At 71.3% G+C, this 15,584-nt stretch carries 16 protein-coding genes; 5 read left to right on the top strand and 11 right to left on the bottom strand.

Annotated elements, in window-relative coordinates; all coding sequences use genetic code 11:
* Positions 1–8: 8 nt before the first annotated feature.
* The 3 genes from JYJ93_RS03770 to JYJ93_RS03760 all read right to left on the bottom strand — a co-directional run bounded on the left by JYJ93_RS03770 (position 9) and on the right by JYJ93_RS03760 (position 2,209).
* Positions 9–872, bottom strand: coding sequence for a tryptophan 2,3-dioxygenase family protein (locus JYJ93_RS03770; RefSeq protein WP_206786620.1), 864 nt, complete (start codon positions 870–872; stop codon positions 9–11).
* Positions 873–1,006: 134 nt separating this feature from the next.
* The gene (locus JYJ93_RS03765) at positions 1,007–1,531 is read right to left on the bottom strand and encodes a cell wall protein (protein WP_206786619.1); all 525 of its coding nucleotides are present in this window, start codon (positions 1,529–1,531) and stop codon (positions 1,007–1,009) included.
* A 180-nt stretch (positions 1,532–1,711) separates the two neighbouring features.
* The gene (locus tag JYJ93_RS03760) at positions 1,712–2,209 is read right to left on the bottom strand and encodes a hemerythrin domain-containing protein (RefSeq protein WP_242543656.1); all 498 of its coding nucleotides are present in this window, start codon (positions 2,207–2,209) and stop codon (positions 1,712–1,714) included.
* On the opposite strand from JYJ93_RS03760, the gene JYJ93_RS03755 reads away from it, so the two are divergent.
* The 5 genes from JYJ93_RS03755 to JYJ93_RS03735 all read left to right on the top strand — a co-directional run bounded on the left by JYJ93_RS03755 (position 2,208) and on the right by JYJ93_RS03735 (position 7,957).
* Positions 2,208–3,107: a lysophospholipid acyltransferase family protein gene (locus JYJ93_RS03755; RefSeq protein ID WP_242543655.1), complete on the top strand. Its 900-nt coding sequence runs from the start codon at positions 2,208–2,210 to the stop codon at positions 3,105–3,107. The two genes, JYJ93_RS03760 and JYJ93_RS03755, sit on opposite strands and share 2 nt — an antisense overlap.
* Complete coding sequence (locus tag JYJ93_RS03750) at positions 3,100–3,981, top strand: alpha/beta hydrolase (protein WP_206786618.1); 882 nt, start codon at positions 3,100–3,102, stop codon at positions 3,979–3,981. Before JYJ93_RS03755 ends, JYJ93_RS03750 begins: the two co-directional genes overlap by 8 nt.
* A 37-nt stretch (positions 3,982–4,018) precedes the next feature.
* A complete protein-coding gene (locus tag JYJ93_RS03745; protein ID WP_206786617.1) occupies positions 4,019–4,957 on the top strand; it encodes a proline dehydrogenase family protein in 939 nt (312 codons plus the stop codon).
* A gap of 3 nt (positions 4,958–4,960) precedes the next feature.
* Positions 4,961–5,476, top strand: a complete 516-nt coding sequence (locus JYJ93_RS03740; RefSeq protein ID WP_206786616.1) for a hypothetical protein — start codon at positions 4,961–4,963, stop codon at positions 5,474–5,476.
* Positions 5,477–5,554: 78 nt separating this feature from the next.
* Positions 5,555–7,957 (top strand): ABC transporter permease, encoded by a 2,403-nt coding sequence (locus JYJ93_RS03735; protein ID WP_206786615.1) that lies wholly within the window; start codon positions 5,555–5,557, stop codon positions 7,955–7,957.
* A gap of 18 nt (positions 7,958–7,975) precedes the next feature.
* Here JYJ93_RS03735 and JYJ93_RS03730 read toward each other — a convergent pair whose 3' ends face one another.
* From JYJ93_RS03730 to mbhE, 8 genes are all read right to left on the bottom strand, one after another.
* Positions 7,976–9,769 (bottom strand): thiamine pyrophosphate-requiring protein, encoded by a 1,794-nt coding sequence (locus tag JYJ93_RS03730; RefSeq protein ID WP_206786613.1) that lies wholly within the window; start codon positions 9,767–9,769, stop codon positions 7,976–7,978.
* Positions 9,770–9,862: 93 nt separating this feature from the next.
* Entirely contained in the window at positions 9,863–10,222 is a 360-nt protein-coding gene (locus tag JYJ93_RS03725; protein WP_206786611.1) for a monovalent cation/H(+) antiporter subunit G, read from the bottom strand.
* A complete protein-coding gene (locus JYJ93_RS03720) occupies positions 10,219–10,506 on the bottom strand; it encodes a monovalent cation/H+ antiporter complex subunit F (protein WP_206786610.1) in 288 nt (95 codons plus the stop codon). Before JYJ93_RS03720 ends, JYJ93_RS03725 begins: the two co-directional genes overlap by 4 nt.
* A gap of 14 nt (positions 10,507–10,520) precedes the next feature.
* Entirely contained in the window at positions 10,521–11,018 is a 498-nt protein-coding gene (locus tag JYJ93_RS03715) for a Na+/H+ antiporter subunit E (protein WP_206786609.1), read from the bottom strand.
* Entirely contained in the window at positions 11,015–12,382 is a 1,368-nt protein-coding gene (locus JYJ93_RS03710) for a proton-conducting transporter membrane subunit (protein WP_206786608.1), read from the bottom strand. Before JYJ93_RS03710 ends, JYJ93_RS03715 begins: the two co-directional genes overlap by 4 nt.
* Positions 12,382–12,750, bottom strand: a complete 369-nt coding sequence (locus JYJ93_RS03705; RefSeq protein WP_206786607.1) for a sodium:proton antiporter — start codon at positions 12,748–12,750, stop codon at positions 12,382–12,384. The genes JYJ93_RS03710 and JYJ93_RS03705 overlap by 1 nt, the downstream gene beginning before the upstream one ends.
* Positions 12,747–13,190 (bottom strand): MnhB domain-containing protein, encoded by a 444-nt coding sequence (locus JYJ93_RS03700; RefSeq protein WP_206786606.1) that lies wholly within the window; start codon positions 13,188–13,190, stop codon positions 12,747–12,749. The genes JYJ93_RS03705 and JYJ93_RS03700 overlap by 4 nt, the downstream gene beginning before the upstream one ends.
* Positions 13,187–15,469 (bottom strand): hydrogen gas-evolving membrane-bound hydrogenase subunit E, encoded by a 2,283-nt coding sequence (mbhE, locus tag JYJ93_RS03695; protein WP_206786605.1) that lies wholly within the window; start codon positions 15,467–15,469, stop codon positions 13,187–13,189. Before mbhE ends, JYJ93_RS03700 begins: the two co-directional genes overlap by 4 nt.
* Between the last annotated feature and the right edge of the window lie 115 nt (positions 15,470–15,584).

Below are 15,584 nucleotides of genomic sequence, written 5' to 3'. Positions count from 1 at the left end.
GGGGGCCTTCAGATGCCCCGGGGCTTCGCGGGCGGCGTCAGCGCCGTGCGCACATCCCACAGCTCCGGGAAGAAGCGCAGGTCCAGCGCCTTGCGCAGGAAGCCCACGCCCGACGAGCCGCCCGTGCCCTGCTTGAAGCCGATGATGCGCATCACCGTCATCATGTGACGGTAGCGCCAGAGCTGGAACCGCTCCTCCGTGTCCACCAGCTTCTCGCACATCTCATACGCGTCCCAGTGCTTCTCGGTGTCCGAATAGATGCGCCGGAACACCTCCATCACCTGGGGGCTCTTCTCATACGGCTGACGCCAGTCGCGCTCCACGTGGCTTCTGGGAACGTCGTGGCCCATGCGCGACAGGTGACGCAGGAACTCGTCGTAGATGCCGGGCGACTCCAGCAGGCGCTCCAGCTCCGCGTGCACGCCCTGCACGTGCTTGAAGGGGCCCAGCGCCGCGTCGTCCTTGTTGCCCAGCAGGAACTCCAGCGCCCGGTACTGGAAGCTCTGGAAGCCTGACGCGTGTCCCAGCGTGTCGCGGAACTCCAGGTACTCGTTGGGCGTGAGCGTCTCCAGCACGCTCCACTGCTCGAAGAGCATCCGCTGGATGTGCGCGACGCGCGCGAAGATCTTGAACGACGGCTCCAGCCGGTCCGCCTGGATGTAACGGATGCAGGCGGACAGCTCGTGGATGAGCAGCTTCATCCACAGCTCGCTCGTCTGGTGCTGGACGATGAACAGCAGCTCGTCGTGATGGGGAGGCTGGGAACGGGGCACCTGCGCGGACAAGAGGCGGTCCAACTGCAGGTAATCGCCATAGGTCGTCCGGCCCGCGAGGTCCGTGACGATTCCAGGCTCCAGGTCGCGTTTGTTCATGGCCCGGGCACTCATGCACACCAACCCCCTCGCGGCGCAAGCACATCCTCCGCGCGGTCACTCCTGCCACGTGCTTCCAGACGGAAGGACGCGGTCCACCTGTATGCCCGGGCCGGGGCTACGACTGATACTGCTTAAGCGTTCTTCTGAGCGGCTTCCGCGAGCGCCTTGGAGGCGGCGCGGCCGCGGGGCAGCTTGATGTCCTCCACGCTGTTGGGGTTGGCGTAGTCGGACCACTCGGAAGGACGGCGGTTGGTCTTCTCCAGCATGCGCAGCTTCTGGTAGTGCGCGGCGCAGTAGCCCTTCGTGCGGCTGGGCTTGCCGCAGCCCTTGATGGCGCACTCACGGGCGCCGCCTTCCGCCGCCGCCGGCTTGCGGCCCCGGCGCTTGCCACCCGCCGCAGCCACCGGCGCGCTCGCCGCGGCCCGGCCCGCCGGACGCCCCACGGGACGACGACCGGGCTTGCCGGCCGCGGGCGCGTTCGCGCCGAAGAGGGGGCCCACCACCTGAGCCAGGGGCGCCAGCCGCTCGGCCACGCTGCGCAGCGCATCCAGGTCCGCCGTGCCCGACTCCAGACGAGACACCACGTCGCGCAGGGGCTTGAGCTGCACTTCAATCTCGTTGCGAATCATCTCGCGGAACGCCTTGTCAACTGACATTTCGACCAATCCTCGGTTTAAGGGGGGAGCATTGCCTTGGCGTGAACCGGCACGCCGGACTACCAATACCTTCCAGAAAGGCAATTGTCGAAGGAAGCGATAAAAAGTTGTGACGCCACTGCGTATCAGCAGGCGAGAAAGCCCCGGGAAATGGGGCCCGGCGACGCTTTCAGGCGCTTCTCACGCATCCCAATGCAGGGGTTCCAACAACGCTCCACGACTGGAGGCGGGGGGGTGCTGCGAGCGATCCAGCAGTTCCTCGTACGTCAGTGCCAGGTCGTGTCCCAGTTCCTCCAATTCCTCCTCGTCCAGGGACGCGGACAGGCGGGGGAGCACCCCGTGTTCCATGGCCTGCACATGCGCCACGACCTGATCCTCGAGCGTGAAAAGGCGTGCCTGCCAGTCGACGCCGCGAGGCGTCAGCTCCTGCAATTCCTCCATCAACTCGCGCAGGGTGAGGTGGTCCTCGGCCTCCTCGCGGGCGCGGGTGCGGCCCTCCACGCGAGTCAGCAGCGGCTGGACGCAGCGCTCCTCCAGGCGGGAGTGCAGGCGCAGGAGGCGGGCCAGGGCTTCCTGACCGTGAGTCACCTCCTCCGGGTCCGCCTCCGAAGCCAGCCGCTCCAGCAGCTCCTCCAGCTCGCGGTGTTGCTGAAGAAGGATGTCGAAAGAGCCGGCCATGCCCCCAAGCATCAGCACGGCGCCGGAAGCAGACAACCGCACCCATCCGGCCCCGGTGAAAGGCAGCCTGCTGGCGTGCATGCCCTTTTCCGGTGATGACGGCGGTGGAGCCCCTGCCCGGCCGCCTGGTTCCGGGGTGCCGGCGCGCGAGGGCGGCCGCATCATTGGCTCCACCGTGGAAAACCCACTCACCAGCGTCCGGCAGGCCGTCTTCCGTTTCGCGGAGGGCGGCGCCGCCCTGTCCGCGCGTTATCACCGCGCCCGTCTGGTGGGAGCTGAACATCTGCCCAGACATGGGCCGTTGCTGCTCGTGGGCAATCACGGTGTCTGGGGATACGAGACCCCCGCCTTCTTCCACCTCCTGCACCGGGCCACGGGGCGCTATCCGTTGGGGTTGGCGGAGCGTGGGTTCTTCAAGATTCCCCTCGTACGCACGGTGTTGCCCTGGCTGGGCGGGGTGGAGGGGACGCGGGAGAACGCGCTCCGGTCGCTCCAGGAGGGGCAGCTCGTCGTGTGTTATCCGGGCGGCGCGCGGGAGACCTTCAAACGCAGCCAGGGCCGTTACCGGCTCCGGTGGGAGCGTGCGCTGGGCTTCGTGCGGCTGGCCATGCAGGCCGGGGTGCCGGTGGTGCCCTTCGCCGGCTTCGGGGTGGATGACACCTTCTTCTGGCCTCCAGACGAGGACCGGTGGTGCGTGCGCCTGGCCGCGGAGGACAAATACCGCATGCCGTTGGTGATGGGATTGGGCCCCCTGCCGCTGCCAGTTCAATTAACCTTCGCCGTGGGTGAACCCCATGAGCCGCCGCCGTCGGGTGCGTCGGAGTCGCGCGTGAGAGCCTTCCGGGACCGTGTGGCCGCCAGCGTCCGGCGCCTGCTGCTGAGGGCCTGCCATGCTTGATACCGCCTCGACTCCCGTCCCCGCCCCGCCCCGCCCGCCGCCGCTGGTGCCGGACGTGGAAGACATCCAGCGAGGCTATGAGCGGCTGGACTGCGAGGAGCGCGTCGTCCGGGGCACGGCGGTGCGGCTGTTCACCTTCCCCGGGGGCAACAGGGATGTATCACGCACGGTGGTCTGTCTTCCGGGGCTGGGCGCCAGTGGCCGCTCCTTCGCGCCCATGGAGCCGCTGGCGGAGGCGTGGAACCTGCTGTTGTGGACGCCGCCGCTGAAGACGCCCGCGACCCATACGCCGTTGCAGTGGAACCTGTCGGTGCTCAACCACCCGGAGGCAGGGCTGCCGGAGCGCTTCGCGTTGATGGGGTCCTCCTACGGCAGCCTGCTGTCCATCGCGTATGCGTTGGAGCACCCCCAGCGGGTGAAGGCGCTGGTGCTGGTGTCGCCGGTGGCCAGCGTGCGCAAGGTGCGGCGGCTGGCGTTGACGCTGTCCACGCTGGTGCGGGCGCCCCGGCCGCTGGCGTATGTGTTCGCGCCCACGGTGGCGCGCGTCCTGGGCGGCCGGTGGCTGCCGGCGGAGGGGCGGGCGGAGATCGTCCGCGAGGCCCGGCGCCTGTCGTCGCTGGAGCTGATGCGGCGGCTGCGCGACATCCTGGCCGCGGACTTCCTGCACCGGCTGCGGGAGCTGCGCGTGCCCACGCTCATCATCGAGGGCGGCCGGGACCTGCTGGTGCCTCCGGCCGCCGCGCGCGACGTGGCGGCGCACGTGCCGGGCGCCGAGTTGGAGTTCCTGGAGACGGCCAGTCACCTGCCGTACATGAGCCACCCGGAAGCGTTCAATGCACGCGTGTCCGACTTCCTGTCGCGGCACCCTGACTGAGCAGGCGTTATCTCTAGCGGCGGGGGAACACACTCAGATGACCACTGCCTCGGATCAGTTGTCCCGCTCCGCGCTGCTGTTCCTGTCGCGTCAGTCCAACCTGAAGGACGTGGCCACGCGGCTCAAACCCTTTCGCCAGCTCGCGTCCCGCTTCATCGCGGGCGAGACGCTGGAGGAGGCGGTGGACGCGGTGAAGGCCCTCACCGCGAAGGGGCTGATGGCCAGCTTCGACCACCTCAACGAAGCGGTGCGCTCCCCGCGGGAGACCCACGACGAGGTGAAGCAATACCTGCGGCTCCTGGCGCGCATCGACCAGGTGGGCGTGCGGGCCAACGTGTCGCTGAAGCTCACGCAGTGCGGCCTGTTGTTCGACCGGAACCTGGCGCTGCAGAACGCGCGGGCGGTGGTGTCGGACGCGACGGCGCGGGACTCGTTCGTGCGCGTGGACATGGAGGAGAGCGCCGTCACGCAGACGACCCTGGACATCGTGCGGGATTTGCACTCGGAGTTCGGCGAGCGGCACGTGGGCGCGGTGCTCCAGAGCTACCTGCGGCGCACGGAGGAGGACGCGAAGGCCCTGTGCGCCGAGCGCGTCCGCATCCGGCTGTGCAAGGGGGCCTACCTGGAGGGTCCCGACGTGGCCTTCCCGGACAAGAAGGACGTGGACGCGAACTTCGTGCGCTGCATGCGCATCCTGTTGGACAGCGGCGTGTATCACGGTATCGCCACACATGATGAGCGGATGATCGACGCCACGCTGGAATACGCCGCGCGTCAGCAGCTGCCCAGGGGCGCCTTCGAATTCCAGATGCTGTATGGCATCCGGCGCGACCTCCAGGAGCGGCTGGTGAAGGACGGGCACCCGGTGCGTGTCTATGTCCCGTATGGGAAGCACTGGTATCCCTATTTCATGCGCCGGCTGGCGGAGCGGCCGGCCAACCTGTGGTTCGTGATGCGCAACCTGCTGAAGGGGTAGGCCATGAGGAATCCATACGCCGCGGCCTATGTCGCCGGGGCCGTGGGCACCGGCGCGCTGGGATTGCTGGTCACCGTGCGCAATGCCTGGCTGGGCCATCCGCCGCCCTACGCCGCGCGCAACATCGCGCGGCACGTGCTGAGCCGGCTGTTCCGCCGGAAGCTGTCCCGGCATGAGGCGTCACAGTGGGCCTTCGCGCTGCGCGCGGGCTACGGGCCCCTCTTGGGGATGGGCTGGGGCCTGGTGCGGGTGCGCACGGCGAAGTGGACCCTGCTGCACAGCGGCGTGCTGCTGGGCCTGGGGGTGCTGGCGTTCGAGCGCGCGGCCTTTCCCGTGTTCAAGGCGACGGCGCTCGCGAACACCTGGTCGCGCGCGGAGCACGTCTGGCTGTTCGCGCAGACGGCCCTGTTCGGCGTCGTGACCGAGGCGACGATGCGCTGGCTGGTGAAGGAGGAGGAGCCCGATTCGCGGAACTGGGACGACCGTTCCCAGTTCCGGTCAGACGCCGGGCCCGCGTGAGCCGTCCGGCGGGGCAGGGCCGTGCGTGGCATCCTCGTTGCTACACGCACGTCCTCGTCCCCCACCCCTGACAGGTCCATGCTCTTGCACGAAGTCCGGCGCACGTTGCGCTCGATGGCCCGGGAGAAGCTCTTCACCGCGGTCGTCGTGTTGACGCTCGCGCTCACCATCGGCGCGACCACGGCGGTCTTCAGCGTCGTGTACCCGGTGCTCTGGCAGCCCCTGCCCTATCCGGAGGCGGAGCAGTTGGTCCGCCTCTTCCAGGCGACGACGCCGGGCGCGGGGGCCGGGCCGCACAAGGACCGCACCCGCGTGAGCCTGCCCGTGTGGAACGCCTGGCGGGAGGGGGCCCGGAGCTTCTCCGGCATCGAGGGCGTGCGGGTGGTGAAGCAGTTGCTGGACGGCGCGGGGTTGGAGGCGCGGCTGACCGTGGGACGCGCCTCCGCGGGGCTGATGCCGCTGCTGGGCGTGCGGCCCGCCCTGGGGCGGCTCTGGGGGACGGAAGCAGAGGTCCCCGGCCGCGACCGCGAGCTGGTGCTGACCCATGCGCTGTGGCAGCGGCTGTATGGGGCGGACCCCGCCGTCCTGGGCCAGAGCCTCCTGCTGGACGGCATGTCGCACGTCATCGTGGGCGTGCTGCCGGAAGACTTCCGCTTCGAGCCAGAGGTGGAGGCGTGGAAGCCCCTGTCGATGGATGCGCTCCAGGACCGGGGCAACACGCTGCGCGTCGTGGGCCGGATGCGTCCGGGCGTCTCCCTGGAGCAGGCCCGGGGTGAACTGCTTCCGCTCACGCTCGCCGCGGCGGACGTCCCGGGAGAACCACGGGTGGGGGTGCACGTGGAGCCCCTCCACGCGTACTTCGTCGAGCAATCCCTGTCCCAGCTCCAGATCGCGGCCGGGGCGGCGGTGCTGCTGTTGCTGTTGGGCTGCTCGAACCTCACGAACCTGCTGCTCGCGCGGGGCAGCGCGCGGATGCACGAGCTGTCGGTGCGCCTGGCGCTGGGCGCGACCCGGTGGCAGTTGGTCCGGCAGGTGTTCGTGGAGAGCGCGGTCCGGGCCGCGTTCGGCGGCGTGGGCGGGTGGCTGCTCGCGCTCTGGGGGCGGGGACTCCTCACCCTCTTCATTCCAGGCTGGTTCGTGTCTGGGCCGGGGCTCGAGCCAGGCCTGCTCGGCATCGTCGCGGCCGTGTCGCTGGTGACGGCGGTGCTGGTGGGGGTGCTGCCCGCGCTTCATGCCTCGCGCGGAGAGGCCCGGGCCGTGCTCGCGCCGATGATGCGCGGAGGGCGCGGCGCGACGTCCCTGGGCCGGGCGCGCTCGGCGCTGGTCGTCGTGCAACTGGCCCTGGCGCTGGTGCCGCTGGTGGGCGCGGGGCTCCTGCTGCGCACGCTGTGGAAGCTCCAGGCCGTACCGCTGGGCTTCGAGCCCGAGCGCGTCACGGTCGCGGAGGTGTTCTTCCCGCTGGAGCAGTTCCCCGACGAGGCCCGGGCCGCGGACCTGGCCCAGGCGCTCACCGCGCGGCTGGAGACGCTCCCCGGCGTGGACGCGGCCGGGCTCACCGCGGCGCTCCCCTTCTCCGGTGAGGTCTGGCGCGAAAACGTGGGCTTCCACATCGCGGGGACGCCACCCCCATCCGGGACGCCTCCCCGAGCCGGCTACGTGCCGGCCAGCGCGGGCGCGTTCCGGGCCATGGGCATCGCCTTGAAGCAGGGCCGCCTCATGGACGCTGGCGACACAGCGGAGCATCCTCCCGTGGTGGTCGTGAGCGAGGCCTTCGCGCGCCGGTACCTCCCGGGCCAGAACCCGGTGGGGGTCCGGCTCCAACTGGAAAGGGACGCCGCGCCCCGGGAAGTCATTGGCGTCGTGGGGGACGTGCCCATGGAGCACGTCTCGGTGGCGCCTTCCGGGGACCTCTACGTCCCGCTGGGCCAGGACATGCGCAAGGGCCTGAACCTGGCGGTGAAGTCCTCACTGCCGGCGCCCCGACTGCTGGCGCTGCTGCGGGAGGAGGTCCGCGCGGCGGATCCGAACCTGCGGCTGCTCAACGTCCGGCCGCTGGACCGCGTGGTGGAGGCCAGCTCCGCCCGGGTCAGGGTGATGGGCCGGCTGCTGGTGGCCTTCGCGCTGCTGGGCGGAGTGCTGGCCTCGGTGGGGTTGTATGGATTGCTGGCCTTCTGGGTGACGCAGCGGACCCGGGAGCTGGGCATCCGGAGCGCGCTGGGTGCGACACCCCGGGGACTGCTCCGGCTGGTCATGACCCAGGGGCTGCGGCTCACCGGGCTGGGGCTCGCCGTGGGGCTGCTGGGCGCGGGGCTGCTGGCCCGCGCGCTCTCCGCGATGCTGTATGGCATCACGCCCCACGACCCGCTCATCTTCGTGGGAGCGTCCGCGCTGCTCTTCCTCACCGCGCTGGCGGCAAGCTGGGTTCCCGCCGTCGCCGCCACCCGCATCTCTCCGGCCGAGGCCCTCAAGCAGGACGCATGAGGGCTCGCGGGCCTCCCGTCAGGACTTGTTGCCCTTGTGGGGGAGCAGGGTCTCCACCACTTCCTTCATGGACTGCTTGAGGAAGCCGCCCGCGTCCGCGTCGCCCTTCACCACGGCGGAGGCGAACATCTTCGCCTGCTCCAGGGTGATGTGCGGCGGCAGGGGCGGCACGTCCGGGTCCGTATAGGCCTCGAAGACGACGGGCCGGTCCGCGGCCAGCGCTTCATCCCACGCGGCGGCGACGCGGTCCGGCCGGTCCACGCGGAGGCCCTTGAGGCCCAGGGACTCGGCGTACTTCGCGTAGGGGAAGTCCGGCAGGTCCTGCGACGCGGCGTACTTCGGGTCGCCGACCATCACCCGCTGCTCCCACGTCACCTGGTTCAGGTCGCGGTTGTTGAGCACCAGGACGATGAGGCGCGGGTCCTTCCACTCCTTCCAGTACTTCGCCACGGTGATGAGCTCCGCGTTGCCATTCATCTGCATGGCGCCGTCGCCCACCACCGCGAGCACCGGGCGGTGCGGGAAGGCGAACTTCGCGCCCAGGGCGTACGGCACGCCGCAGCCCATGGTGGCCAGGTTGCCGGACAGGGACGCCATCATCCCCTGGCGCACCTTCAGGTCGCGCGCGAACCAGTTGGTGGAGCTGCCCGAGTCCGCCGTGAGGATGACGTCCGCGGGCAGCTTCGGGGACAGCTCCCAGAACACGCGCTGCGGGTTGAGGGGGTTCGCGTCCGTCATGGCGCGCGCCTCCAGCACCTTCCACCAGCGCGCCACGCCCTTCTCCACGCCCTCGCGCCAGCTCCGGTCCTCCTTGCGCTTGAGCTGGGGAATCAGCGCGCGCAGCGTCTCCTTCGCGTCGCCGACGAGCCCCACCTCCATGGGGTAGCGGATGGAGAGCATCCGGCCGTCCAGGTCGATTTGAACGCCGCGCGCCTGGCCCGCCGGCGGGAGGAACTCCGAGTAGGGGAAGCTGGTCCCCACCATCAGCAGCGTGTCGCACTCCTGCATCAGGTCCCAGCTGGGCTTCGTGCCCAACAGGCCGAGGGAGCCCGTCACGAAGGGCAGCGCGTCCGGCAGCACCGCCTTGCCCAACAGCGCCTTGGAGACGCCCGCGCCCAGCCGGTCCGCGACCTCCAGCACCTCGTCCGCCGCGTCGAGGGCGCCCGCGCCCACCAGCATCGCGACCTTCTTGCCGGCGTTGAGGACGTCCGCGGCGCGCCGCAGGTCCGCGTCCTGGGGAATCACCCGGGGGGACGCGTAGCCCACGCTGGAGTGCACGGTGCCGTGCTTGCGCGCGGGGGGGTCGTAGGGCAGCTCCTGCAGGTCGTTGGGCAACACCAGACACGTCACGGTGCGCTCGCACCGGGCGATCCTCACGGCGCGGTCCAGCGCGTGGCGGACGGCGGAGGGCTCGGTCACCATGGTGATGTACTCGCTGGCCACGTCCTTGAAGAGCGTGGTGAGGTCCACCTCCTGCTGGTAGTGGCCGCCCAGGGCCGTGCGGGCCTGCTGCCCGACGATGGCCACCACGGGCTGGTGGTCCAGCTTCGCGTCGTAGAGGCCGTTGAGCAGGTGGACGGCCCCCGGGCCGGAGGTGGCCATGCACACGCCCACCTCGCCGGTGAACTTCGCGTGCGCGCAGGCGGCGAAGGCGGCCATCTCCTCGTGGCGGACCTGCACGAACTTCATCTCGGAGTTGCGTCTCAGCGCGCCCAGCACGCCATTGATGCCGTCGCCCGGGTAGCCATAGATGCGGCGCACGCCCCACTGGATGAGGCGGTAGACGAGGTAGTCGCTGACGGTGGCGCTCATGCACGAAAAGCTAGTGACCGTGGCGGGCCTGGGAGCCCGGGGGCGCGCGGGTGCCCGTCGCGCCCTTCCGTGAGCGGGCCTGCGTGCGGGCGGCTACTGGCGGCTGGGAGGCTCCAGCTCGGAGTCCTCCGGCCCGCGCTGGCGCCGCGGGGTCTTGTCGTCGGCGAGCTCCGGGCGCTTCTCCGCCAGCCAGGCGATGGCGTGGGCGGAGCTGGGGATGGTGAGCATCAGGAACGCGGCGACGAGCAGCCCTCGCAAGAGGAGCCAGGCGTCCGCCGTCGCCAGCGTGGCGCCGATGATGACCAGCGCCCCGCCGAAGGGCACCGCGCCCGCCGCGTGCACGCGCGTGAGCACAGAGGGCAGCCGGTACATGCCGATGATGGCGGCGGTGATGAAGAACAGGCCCAGCGCCACCAGGGCGTCGGACACCCACTGCACCGCGGCGGACATCATCGGGTGTCCTCTTCGTCGTGGAAGGTGCGGCCGTGGTGCAGGTAGCGGGCGCCGGCCACCGTCTGCACGTAGGAGAGCAGGGCCAGCACCAGGGCCGCGTCCAGGTAGCCGGCCTCGCCGCGCGTGGCGCCGTACAGCGCCAGCACCGCGCAGATGACCAGGCCCAGCGTGTCCACGGACATGAGCATGTCCGCCGAGGAGCGCTGGCGTGAGGCCAGCAGCACCATCGCGCCCAGCAGGCCCACCATCCACACGATGGCCAGGGTGAAGAAGGTCTCGTGCATCGCCGGCCGCCTCCCTACGGGAACACCGCGCGCTGGTAGCGCTGGTAGAAGGTGTCCTGCTGCCGGATCAGCTTGTCCGGATCCGACGCGTCCAGCGCGTGCACCCGCATCACGCGCCGCTTCCAGTCCAGCTCCAGCAGCACCGTGCCCGGGGCCAGGGACAGGACCCACGAGGACACCTGCACGCCGCGCGCGGTGCGCTCGCCCATGGGGTACTCCACCACGCCCGCGTGATCCGCGCGGTCCGCGGGGCCGAAGATGACCGCGAGCACCTGGAAGCAGCTGCGCGTCACCAGCACGGCCAGGGCCCAGCCGAAGCGGGGCAGGCGCAGCGTGCGGCGCCAGTGCTCGCGAGCTTCCAGGACCGGCGGCAGGCCCGCCAGGGGGAACAGGCGCATCACGCCCAGGGACAGCACCGCGCCCAGCGCGAGGTCCACCGGATGGAAGCTGCCCACCATCAGCGCGTACAGCAGCGTCAGGGGCGGCACGTGCGCGAGGGTGTGGAGCCTCATGGCAGCGACCCCAGGCCCTGGATGGCGTCGCGTCCGGCGCGCAGGAGCGGCTCCGGCCAGAGGCCCACGACGATGAGCGCCAGGGACAGCGCGTACACCACGGCGCCCGTGCCCCGGTGCAGGGCCGCGCCCTCCCTCAACCAGCGCTCGCGCTGGTAGGCGCGGAAGAGGGCCAGCAGCGACAGGGCGCTCGCCAGCACCACCAACCCCGCGAGCCAGACATGCCCCTGCTCCAGCGCCGCTCGCAAGAGCCAGGCCTTGGACCAGAAGCCCGCGGTGGGCGGCACCCCCGCCGTGCTGAAGGCCGCCACCGAGTAGGCGCGGCGCGCCCGCTCGCCGCCCCGGTCCTGCGCCAGGAACAGCGCCGTCTTGTCCACGGAGCCCGCCAGCGCCAGCGCCACGGCCGCGCACAGGCCCTCGCGGCCCTCCAGGCTCAGCGCGGCGATGATGAGCCCCGCTTGTGAAATGGACGCGTACGCGAGCACCTCGCGCGTGTCCCGCCGGGAGAGCGCGAGGATGGAGCCGTAGAGGATGCTCGCCGCGCCCAGTATCTCCAGCAGCGGCCGGGCCTGCGCCAGCACCTGCGGCAGCACGTCCACCCCGAAGCGCAGCAGCCCATAGCTGCCGATGTTCGCCAGCGCCCCCGCGAGCAGCGCCGCCACCGTGGGGCCCGCGTCCCGGTACACCGCGGGCGCCCAGAAGTGGAACGGGAAGAAGCCCAGCTTCACCCCGAACGCGCAGAGCAGCAGCGTGCCCGGAACCAGCAGCGCGAAGGGCGGCCCCGCCTGTCCCCACGCGATGATGGACAGCATGTCCAGCGTGCCGGTGGTCAGGTACAGCATCACCACCGCCGTGAGGAACAGCGTGGAGCCCATCAGGTTCACCACCACGAAGGTGAACGCGGCGCGCAGGTTGCGGGGCTTCTCGCCGTACGACGCCAGCCCGAAGGCGGCCGTCATCGCCAGCTCGAAGAAGACGTAGAAGTTGAACGCGTCCGACGTGAAGAACACCCCCGTGAGCCCCGCGCCCATGAAGACCACCAGCGAGGGGAAGCTACGGGACGTGATGCCTCCGGCCACGTGCTCGTACACGAGCGTGCCCAGCAGGACCGCCGTGGACACCAGCGCGAACACGATGGACAGCTGATCCGCGCGCAGGCGGATGCCCACGCCCACGGGCCAGTCTCCCGTGACGAACTGGGGCGCCTGCGCACCCCAGGCCTGGGGCAACAGCCACGCCGTGCACACGAGCGTGCCCGCGAGCCCCACGATGGCCAGCCACGCCACCCACGCGCGGCGTCCATCCAGGAACGCCAGCACCGTGCCCAGCACCCACGGCAGCAGCAGCGGACCCCAGAGCGGCATCAGGGGTCCTCCTCCTGCTCCACGGCGTGCACGCGCTTGAGCTCCGCTTCCACCAGCCGGTCCGTGCGCAGCGAGCCGTGCGCCCGCTGCGTGCGGTGCACCAGCGTGAGCAGCAGCGCGGACACCGCGAAGCCAATGACGATGGCCGTGAGCGCCAGCGACTGGAGCACCGGGTCCGTCACCGGCCAGCCGGGCTTCACGCTCAGCGCCTCGCCCCGCTCCGGGAACGAGCCCGCCAGGATGAGCAGGACGCTGGAGTTGGTGATGAGCACCGTGCCGCACGCCACACGCACCAGCTCGCGCTCCAGCACCATGCGCACGCCGCACGCGAACAGCAGGCCCACCACCAGGGACGCGATGAGGATCATGGCCCGGACTCCTCCTCCGAACCGGTGCGCAGGGCGAAGCGGTCGATGACGGTGACCACCAGCCCGAAGACGATGAGCATCAGCCCTCCCTCGAAGATGAGCGCGGTGTGCAGGTGGAGGCCTCCCACGCCCAGCTCCGGCTGGTCCGGCCGGGGGAAGAGGCTCATGGGCGTGTAGCCCGCGAGCACGGGCAGGAACGCGGTGCCCACCACGAGCACGAGCCCCACGCCCGCCAGCGGCGCCGCGTACCGCACCGCCACGTAGCGCCGGGCCTGTTCCCGGCCCACCGTCACGTACTGGAGCAGCACCGCGAGCCCCGCGAGCGCCCCGGCCGGGAAGCCGCCGCCCACCGACGCGCCGCCCTTCAGCCAGAGCGACAGCGCGATGATCAACGACGGCCACAGCAGGAGGCGCGACAGGGGTGGGACGAAGGAGATCATCGCTTCCCTCTCAGGCTCAAGAGGCTGGTGACGCCCAGCAGCGCCGCGACCACCACGGTCATCTCACCCACCGTGTCCAGGCCCCGGAAGTCCGTGAGCACCGCGGCGACGACGTTGGGCGAGTGCGCTTCCTTCGCCAGCTGCACCGTGCGCGCGCCCACGCGGTCGACGTGGAGATGGGACAGGGCGCTCCAGCTCAGGAGGAAGGCGCTCGCGCCGGCGACGGCCGCGGCCAGGCGGTCGCGTCCGCGGGGTTTCTGGGACTCGTCCTGGGCGCGCTGGAGGCGGCCTTGGGGGAGGAGGGCCAGCAGGCCCGCGAAGAGCAGCGTGAAGGTGGTCTCCACCAGCACGGAGGTGAGGGCCACGTCGGGCGCGGCGGCGAAGGCGAACACCATGGCCAGGCTGAAGCCCACGCAGGAGATGAGCAGCACCAGCCGCAGGTGGCCCCTGGCGCGCAACGTGGCCAGCGCGGCGGCGGAGGCGAAGGCGAGCGCCATCACCAGCGTGATGTCCGCCCACCCCACGGGGCCCACCTTGAAGCGGTCGCGCAGCGGCGTCACGCCCAGCACCGCCAGGCCCAAGAGCCCCGTGGGCACCAGCACGGAGGCCACGCGGTCGCGCAGGTCGCGCACCTCCTTCTCGTGCAGCCACGTGGACAGCCGGTCCAACTGGAGCAGCAGCAGGCGGTAGCCCCGCTCGGCGCCCACGTGGGACGCGCCTTCCAGCACGCGGGAGAGCCCGGGCGTCCACGCCCGGCGCGTGGCGAAGAGCAGCGCGCCCAGGACCCAGGCCCCCACGGCGAGCAGGTTCTCCGCGCGCGCGTCCAGGTGGTACGCGAGCTCCAGCGTGGAGGGCTCGCCGCGCATCGCCTCCGCGGCGGCGCGGGAGGGCGCGACGAGGAGCCCCGGCAGCACGCCGCCCAGCAGGATGGCCGCGGCGAGCACGACGACGGGGGCCACGAGCAATGGGGGCGCGGCGGGCGCGGCCTGGCGCGGCCCGCCGAAGAGGCCCCACCACAGGCGCAGCGTGTACGCGAGCGTCATGCCCGCGCCCACGAGCCCGGCCGCCATGAACACGGGGCCCTCCTTCGCGAGCGCGTGGAAGAAGACCTCGTCCTTGAAGAAGCCCACGGTGAGGGGCAGCGCGGCGAGCCCCGCCGCCGCGACGGCGCTGGCGCCCGCGAGCACGGGGAGCGGGTGGCGCAGGCCTCCGACCTCGGACAGCTTCTTCTTCCCGGTGACCTGGGTGACGGCGCCCGCGGTGAGGAACAGGGCGGCCTTGCACGGCGCGTGGGCCGCCACGTAGAGCGGCGCGCCCTCCGAACCCAGCGCCACCAGCACCAGCGCGTAGCCGTACTGCGCGATGGTGGAGTACGCGAGCACGCGCTTGAACGGATCCGCCACCAGGGCCATCAGGCTGCCCATGCCCAGGGACAGGAAGCCGATGGCGAGCAGGCCGTGGCGCACGTCCGTGGCGGGGGCGAACAGGGGGTAGAGGCGCTGGAGGAGGAAGACGCCCGCGGCGACCATCGCGGCCGAGTGCAGGTACGAGGACACGGGCGTGGGCGCGGCCATGGCGCGAGGCAGCCAGAAGTGGAACGGCACCTGCGCGCTCTTGCCCAGCGCGCCCACGGCCAGGCAGACCAGGGCGCCGGTGGACGCGGGGGACTGCGCGGCGCGCTCGAAGACGAGCGGCAGGGAGAAGGTCCCGTACTGGAGGCCCAGCGTCATGGCGCCCGCGAAGAAGACGACGGAGGTGGCGCCGGTGAGCACGAGCGACAGGAGCGCGGCGGCGCGCGACTCGGGGTCCTCGCGGTCGAAGCCGATGAGCAGGTAGGAGATGATGGTGGTGAGGTCCAGCGCCACGAAGAGCAGCAGCAGGTCATCCACGGTGACGAGCAGCACCATGGCGGCCATGAACGCGAGGATGAGCCCCTGGAAGCGCACCTCGTCGCGCGCGGGGCGGCCCTCCTCGTGGAGGTGGTGCGGCATGTACGCGCGCGAGTACAGGACCACGAGCGCGCCGATGCCGAGCGCCATCGCGGCATAGAGGCCGGACAGGCCGTCGCGGGTGAACTCCAGCGACAGGCCCCAGGAGGGGGCCCACGGGAGCACGAGGCGCGTGGGCGCCTGCGTCGTCCATTCATGGACCAGCGCCCCCATCGCGGCGAGCGCGCCCGCGGCGCCCATCCACGCCGCGGCGCCCGGGCGCCACCGGCCCGCGACATAGGCGAGCGGCGCGCACGCCAGGGCCAGGAGGATGGGCAGGAGGAGGGGCATGGGCGAAGAGGCCCACGTTAGGAGTGGCCCGCCGACGCCGGCACACAACCGTCAGCCCCGCGCACGGAGCGTCACCCCGAGGTCACTCGAGGAGCCGGGGCCGTGCGCTGGTGGA

It is taken from the genome of Corallococcus sp. NCSPR001 (genome assembly GCF_017309135.1).
In the GTDB taxonomy this organism is placed as follows: domain Bacteria; phylum Myxococcota; class Myxococcia; order Myxococcales; family Myxococcaceae; genus Corallococcus.
Note: the sequence above shows the minus strand (reverse complement) of the source record. Positions and strands in the feature narration are given on the sequence as shown.

Excerpts from the sequence above, each read along its gene's own strand:
- JYJ93_RS03725 (WP_206786611.1), bottom strand. The coding sequence starts at position 10,222 with ATGATGTCCGCCGCGGTGCAGTGGGTGTCCGACGCCCTGGTGGCGCTG.
- JYJ93_RS03710 (WP_206786608.1), bottom strand. The coding sequence starts at position 12,382 with ATGCCGCTCTGGGGTCCGCTGCTGCTGCCGTGGGTGCTGGGCACGGTG.
- JYJ93_RS03760 (WP_242543656.1), bottom strand. The coding sequence starts at position 2,209 with ATGGCCGGCTCTTTCGACATCCTTCTTCAGCAACACCGCGAGCTGGAG.
- JYJ93_RS03740 (WP_206786616.1), top strand. The coding sequence starts at position 4,961 with ATGAGGAATCCATACGCCGCGGCCTATGTCGCCGGGGCCGTGGGCACC.
- JYJ93_RS03755 (WP_242543655.1), top strand. The coding sequence starts at position 2,208 with ATGCCCCCAAGCATCAGCACGGCGCCGGAAGCAGACAACCGCACCCAT.
- mbhE (WP_206786605.1), bottom strand. The coding sequence starts at position 15,469 with ATGCCCCTCCTCCTGCCCATCCTCCTGGCCCTGGCGTGCGCGCCGCTC.
- JYJ93_RS03730 (WP_206786613.1), bottom strand. The coding sequence starts at position 9,769 with ATGAGCGCCACCGTCAGCGACTACCTCGTCTACCGCCTCATCCAGTGG.
- JYJ93_RS03745 (WP_206786617.1), top strand. The coding sequence starts at position 4,019 with ATGACCACTGCCTCGGATCAGTTGTCCCGCTCCGCGCTGCTGTTCCTG.
- JYJ93_RS03715 (WP_206786609.1), bottom strand. The coding sequence starts at position 11,018 with ATGAGGCTCCACACCCTCGCGCACGTGCCGCCCCTGACGCTGCTGTAC.
- JYJ93_RS03720 (WP_206786610.1), bottom strand. The coding sequence starts at position 10,506 with ATGCACGAGACCTTCTTCACCCTGGCCATCGTGTGGATGGTGGGCCTG.
- JYJ93_RS03700 (WP_206786606.1), bottom strand. The coding sequence starts at position 13,190 with ATGATCTCCTTCGTCCCACCCCTGTCGCGCCTCCTGCTGTGGCCGTCG.
- JYJ93_RS03765 (WP_206786619.1), bottom strand. The coding sequence starts at position 1,531 with ATGTCAGTTGACAAGGCGTTCCGCGAGATGATTCGCAACGAGATTGAA.
- JYJ93_RS03750 (WP_206786618.1), top strand. The coding sequence starts at position 3,100 with ATGCTTGATACCGCCTCGACTCCCGTCCCCGCCCCGCCCCGCCCGCCG.
- JYJ93_RS03735 (WP_206786615.1), top strand. The coding sequence starts at position 5,555 with ATGCTCTTGCACGAAGTCCGGCGCACGTTGCGCTCGATGGCCCGGGAG.
- JYJ93_RS03705 (WP_206786607.1), bottom strand. The coding sequence starts at position 12,750 with ATGATCCTCATCGCGTCCCTGGTGGTGGGCCTGCTGTTCGCGTGCGGC.
- JYJ93_RS03770 (WP_206786620.1), bottom strand. The coding sequence starts at position 872 with ATGAACAAACGCGACCTGGAGCCTGGAATCGTCACGGACCTCGCGGGC.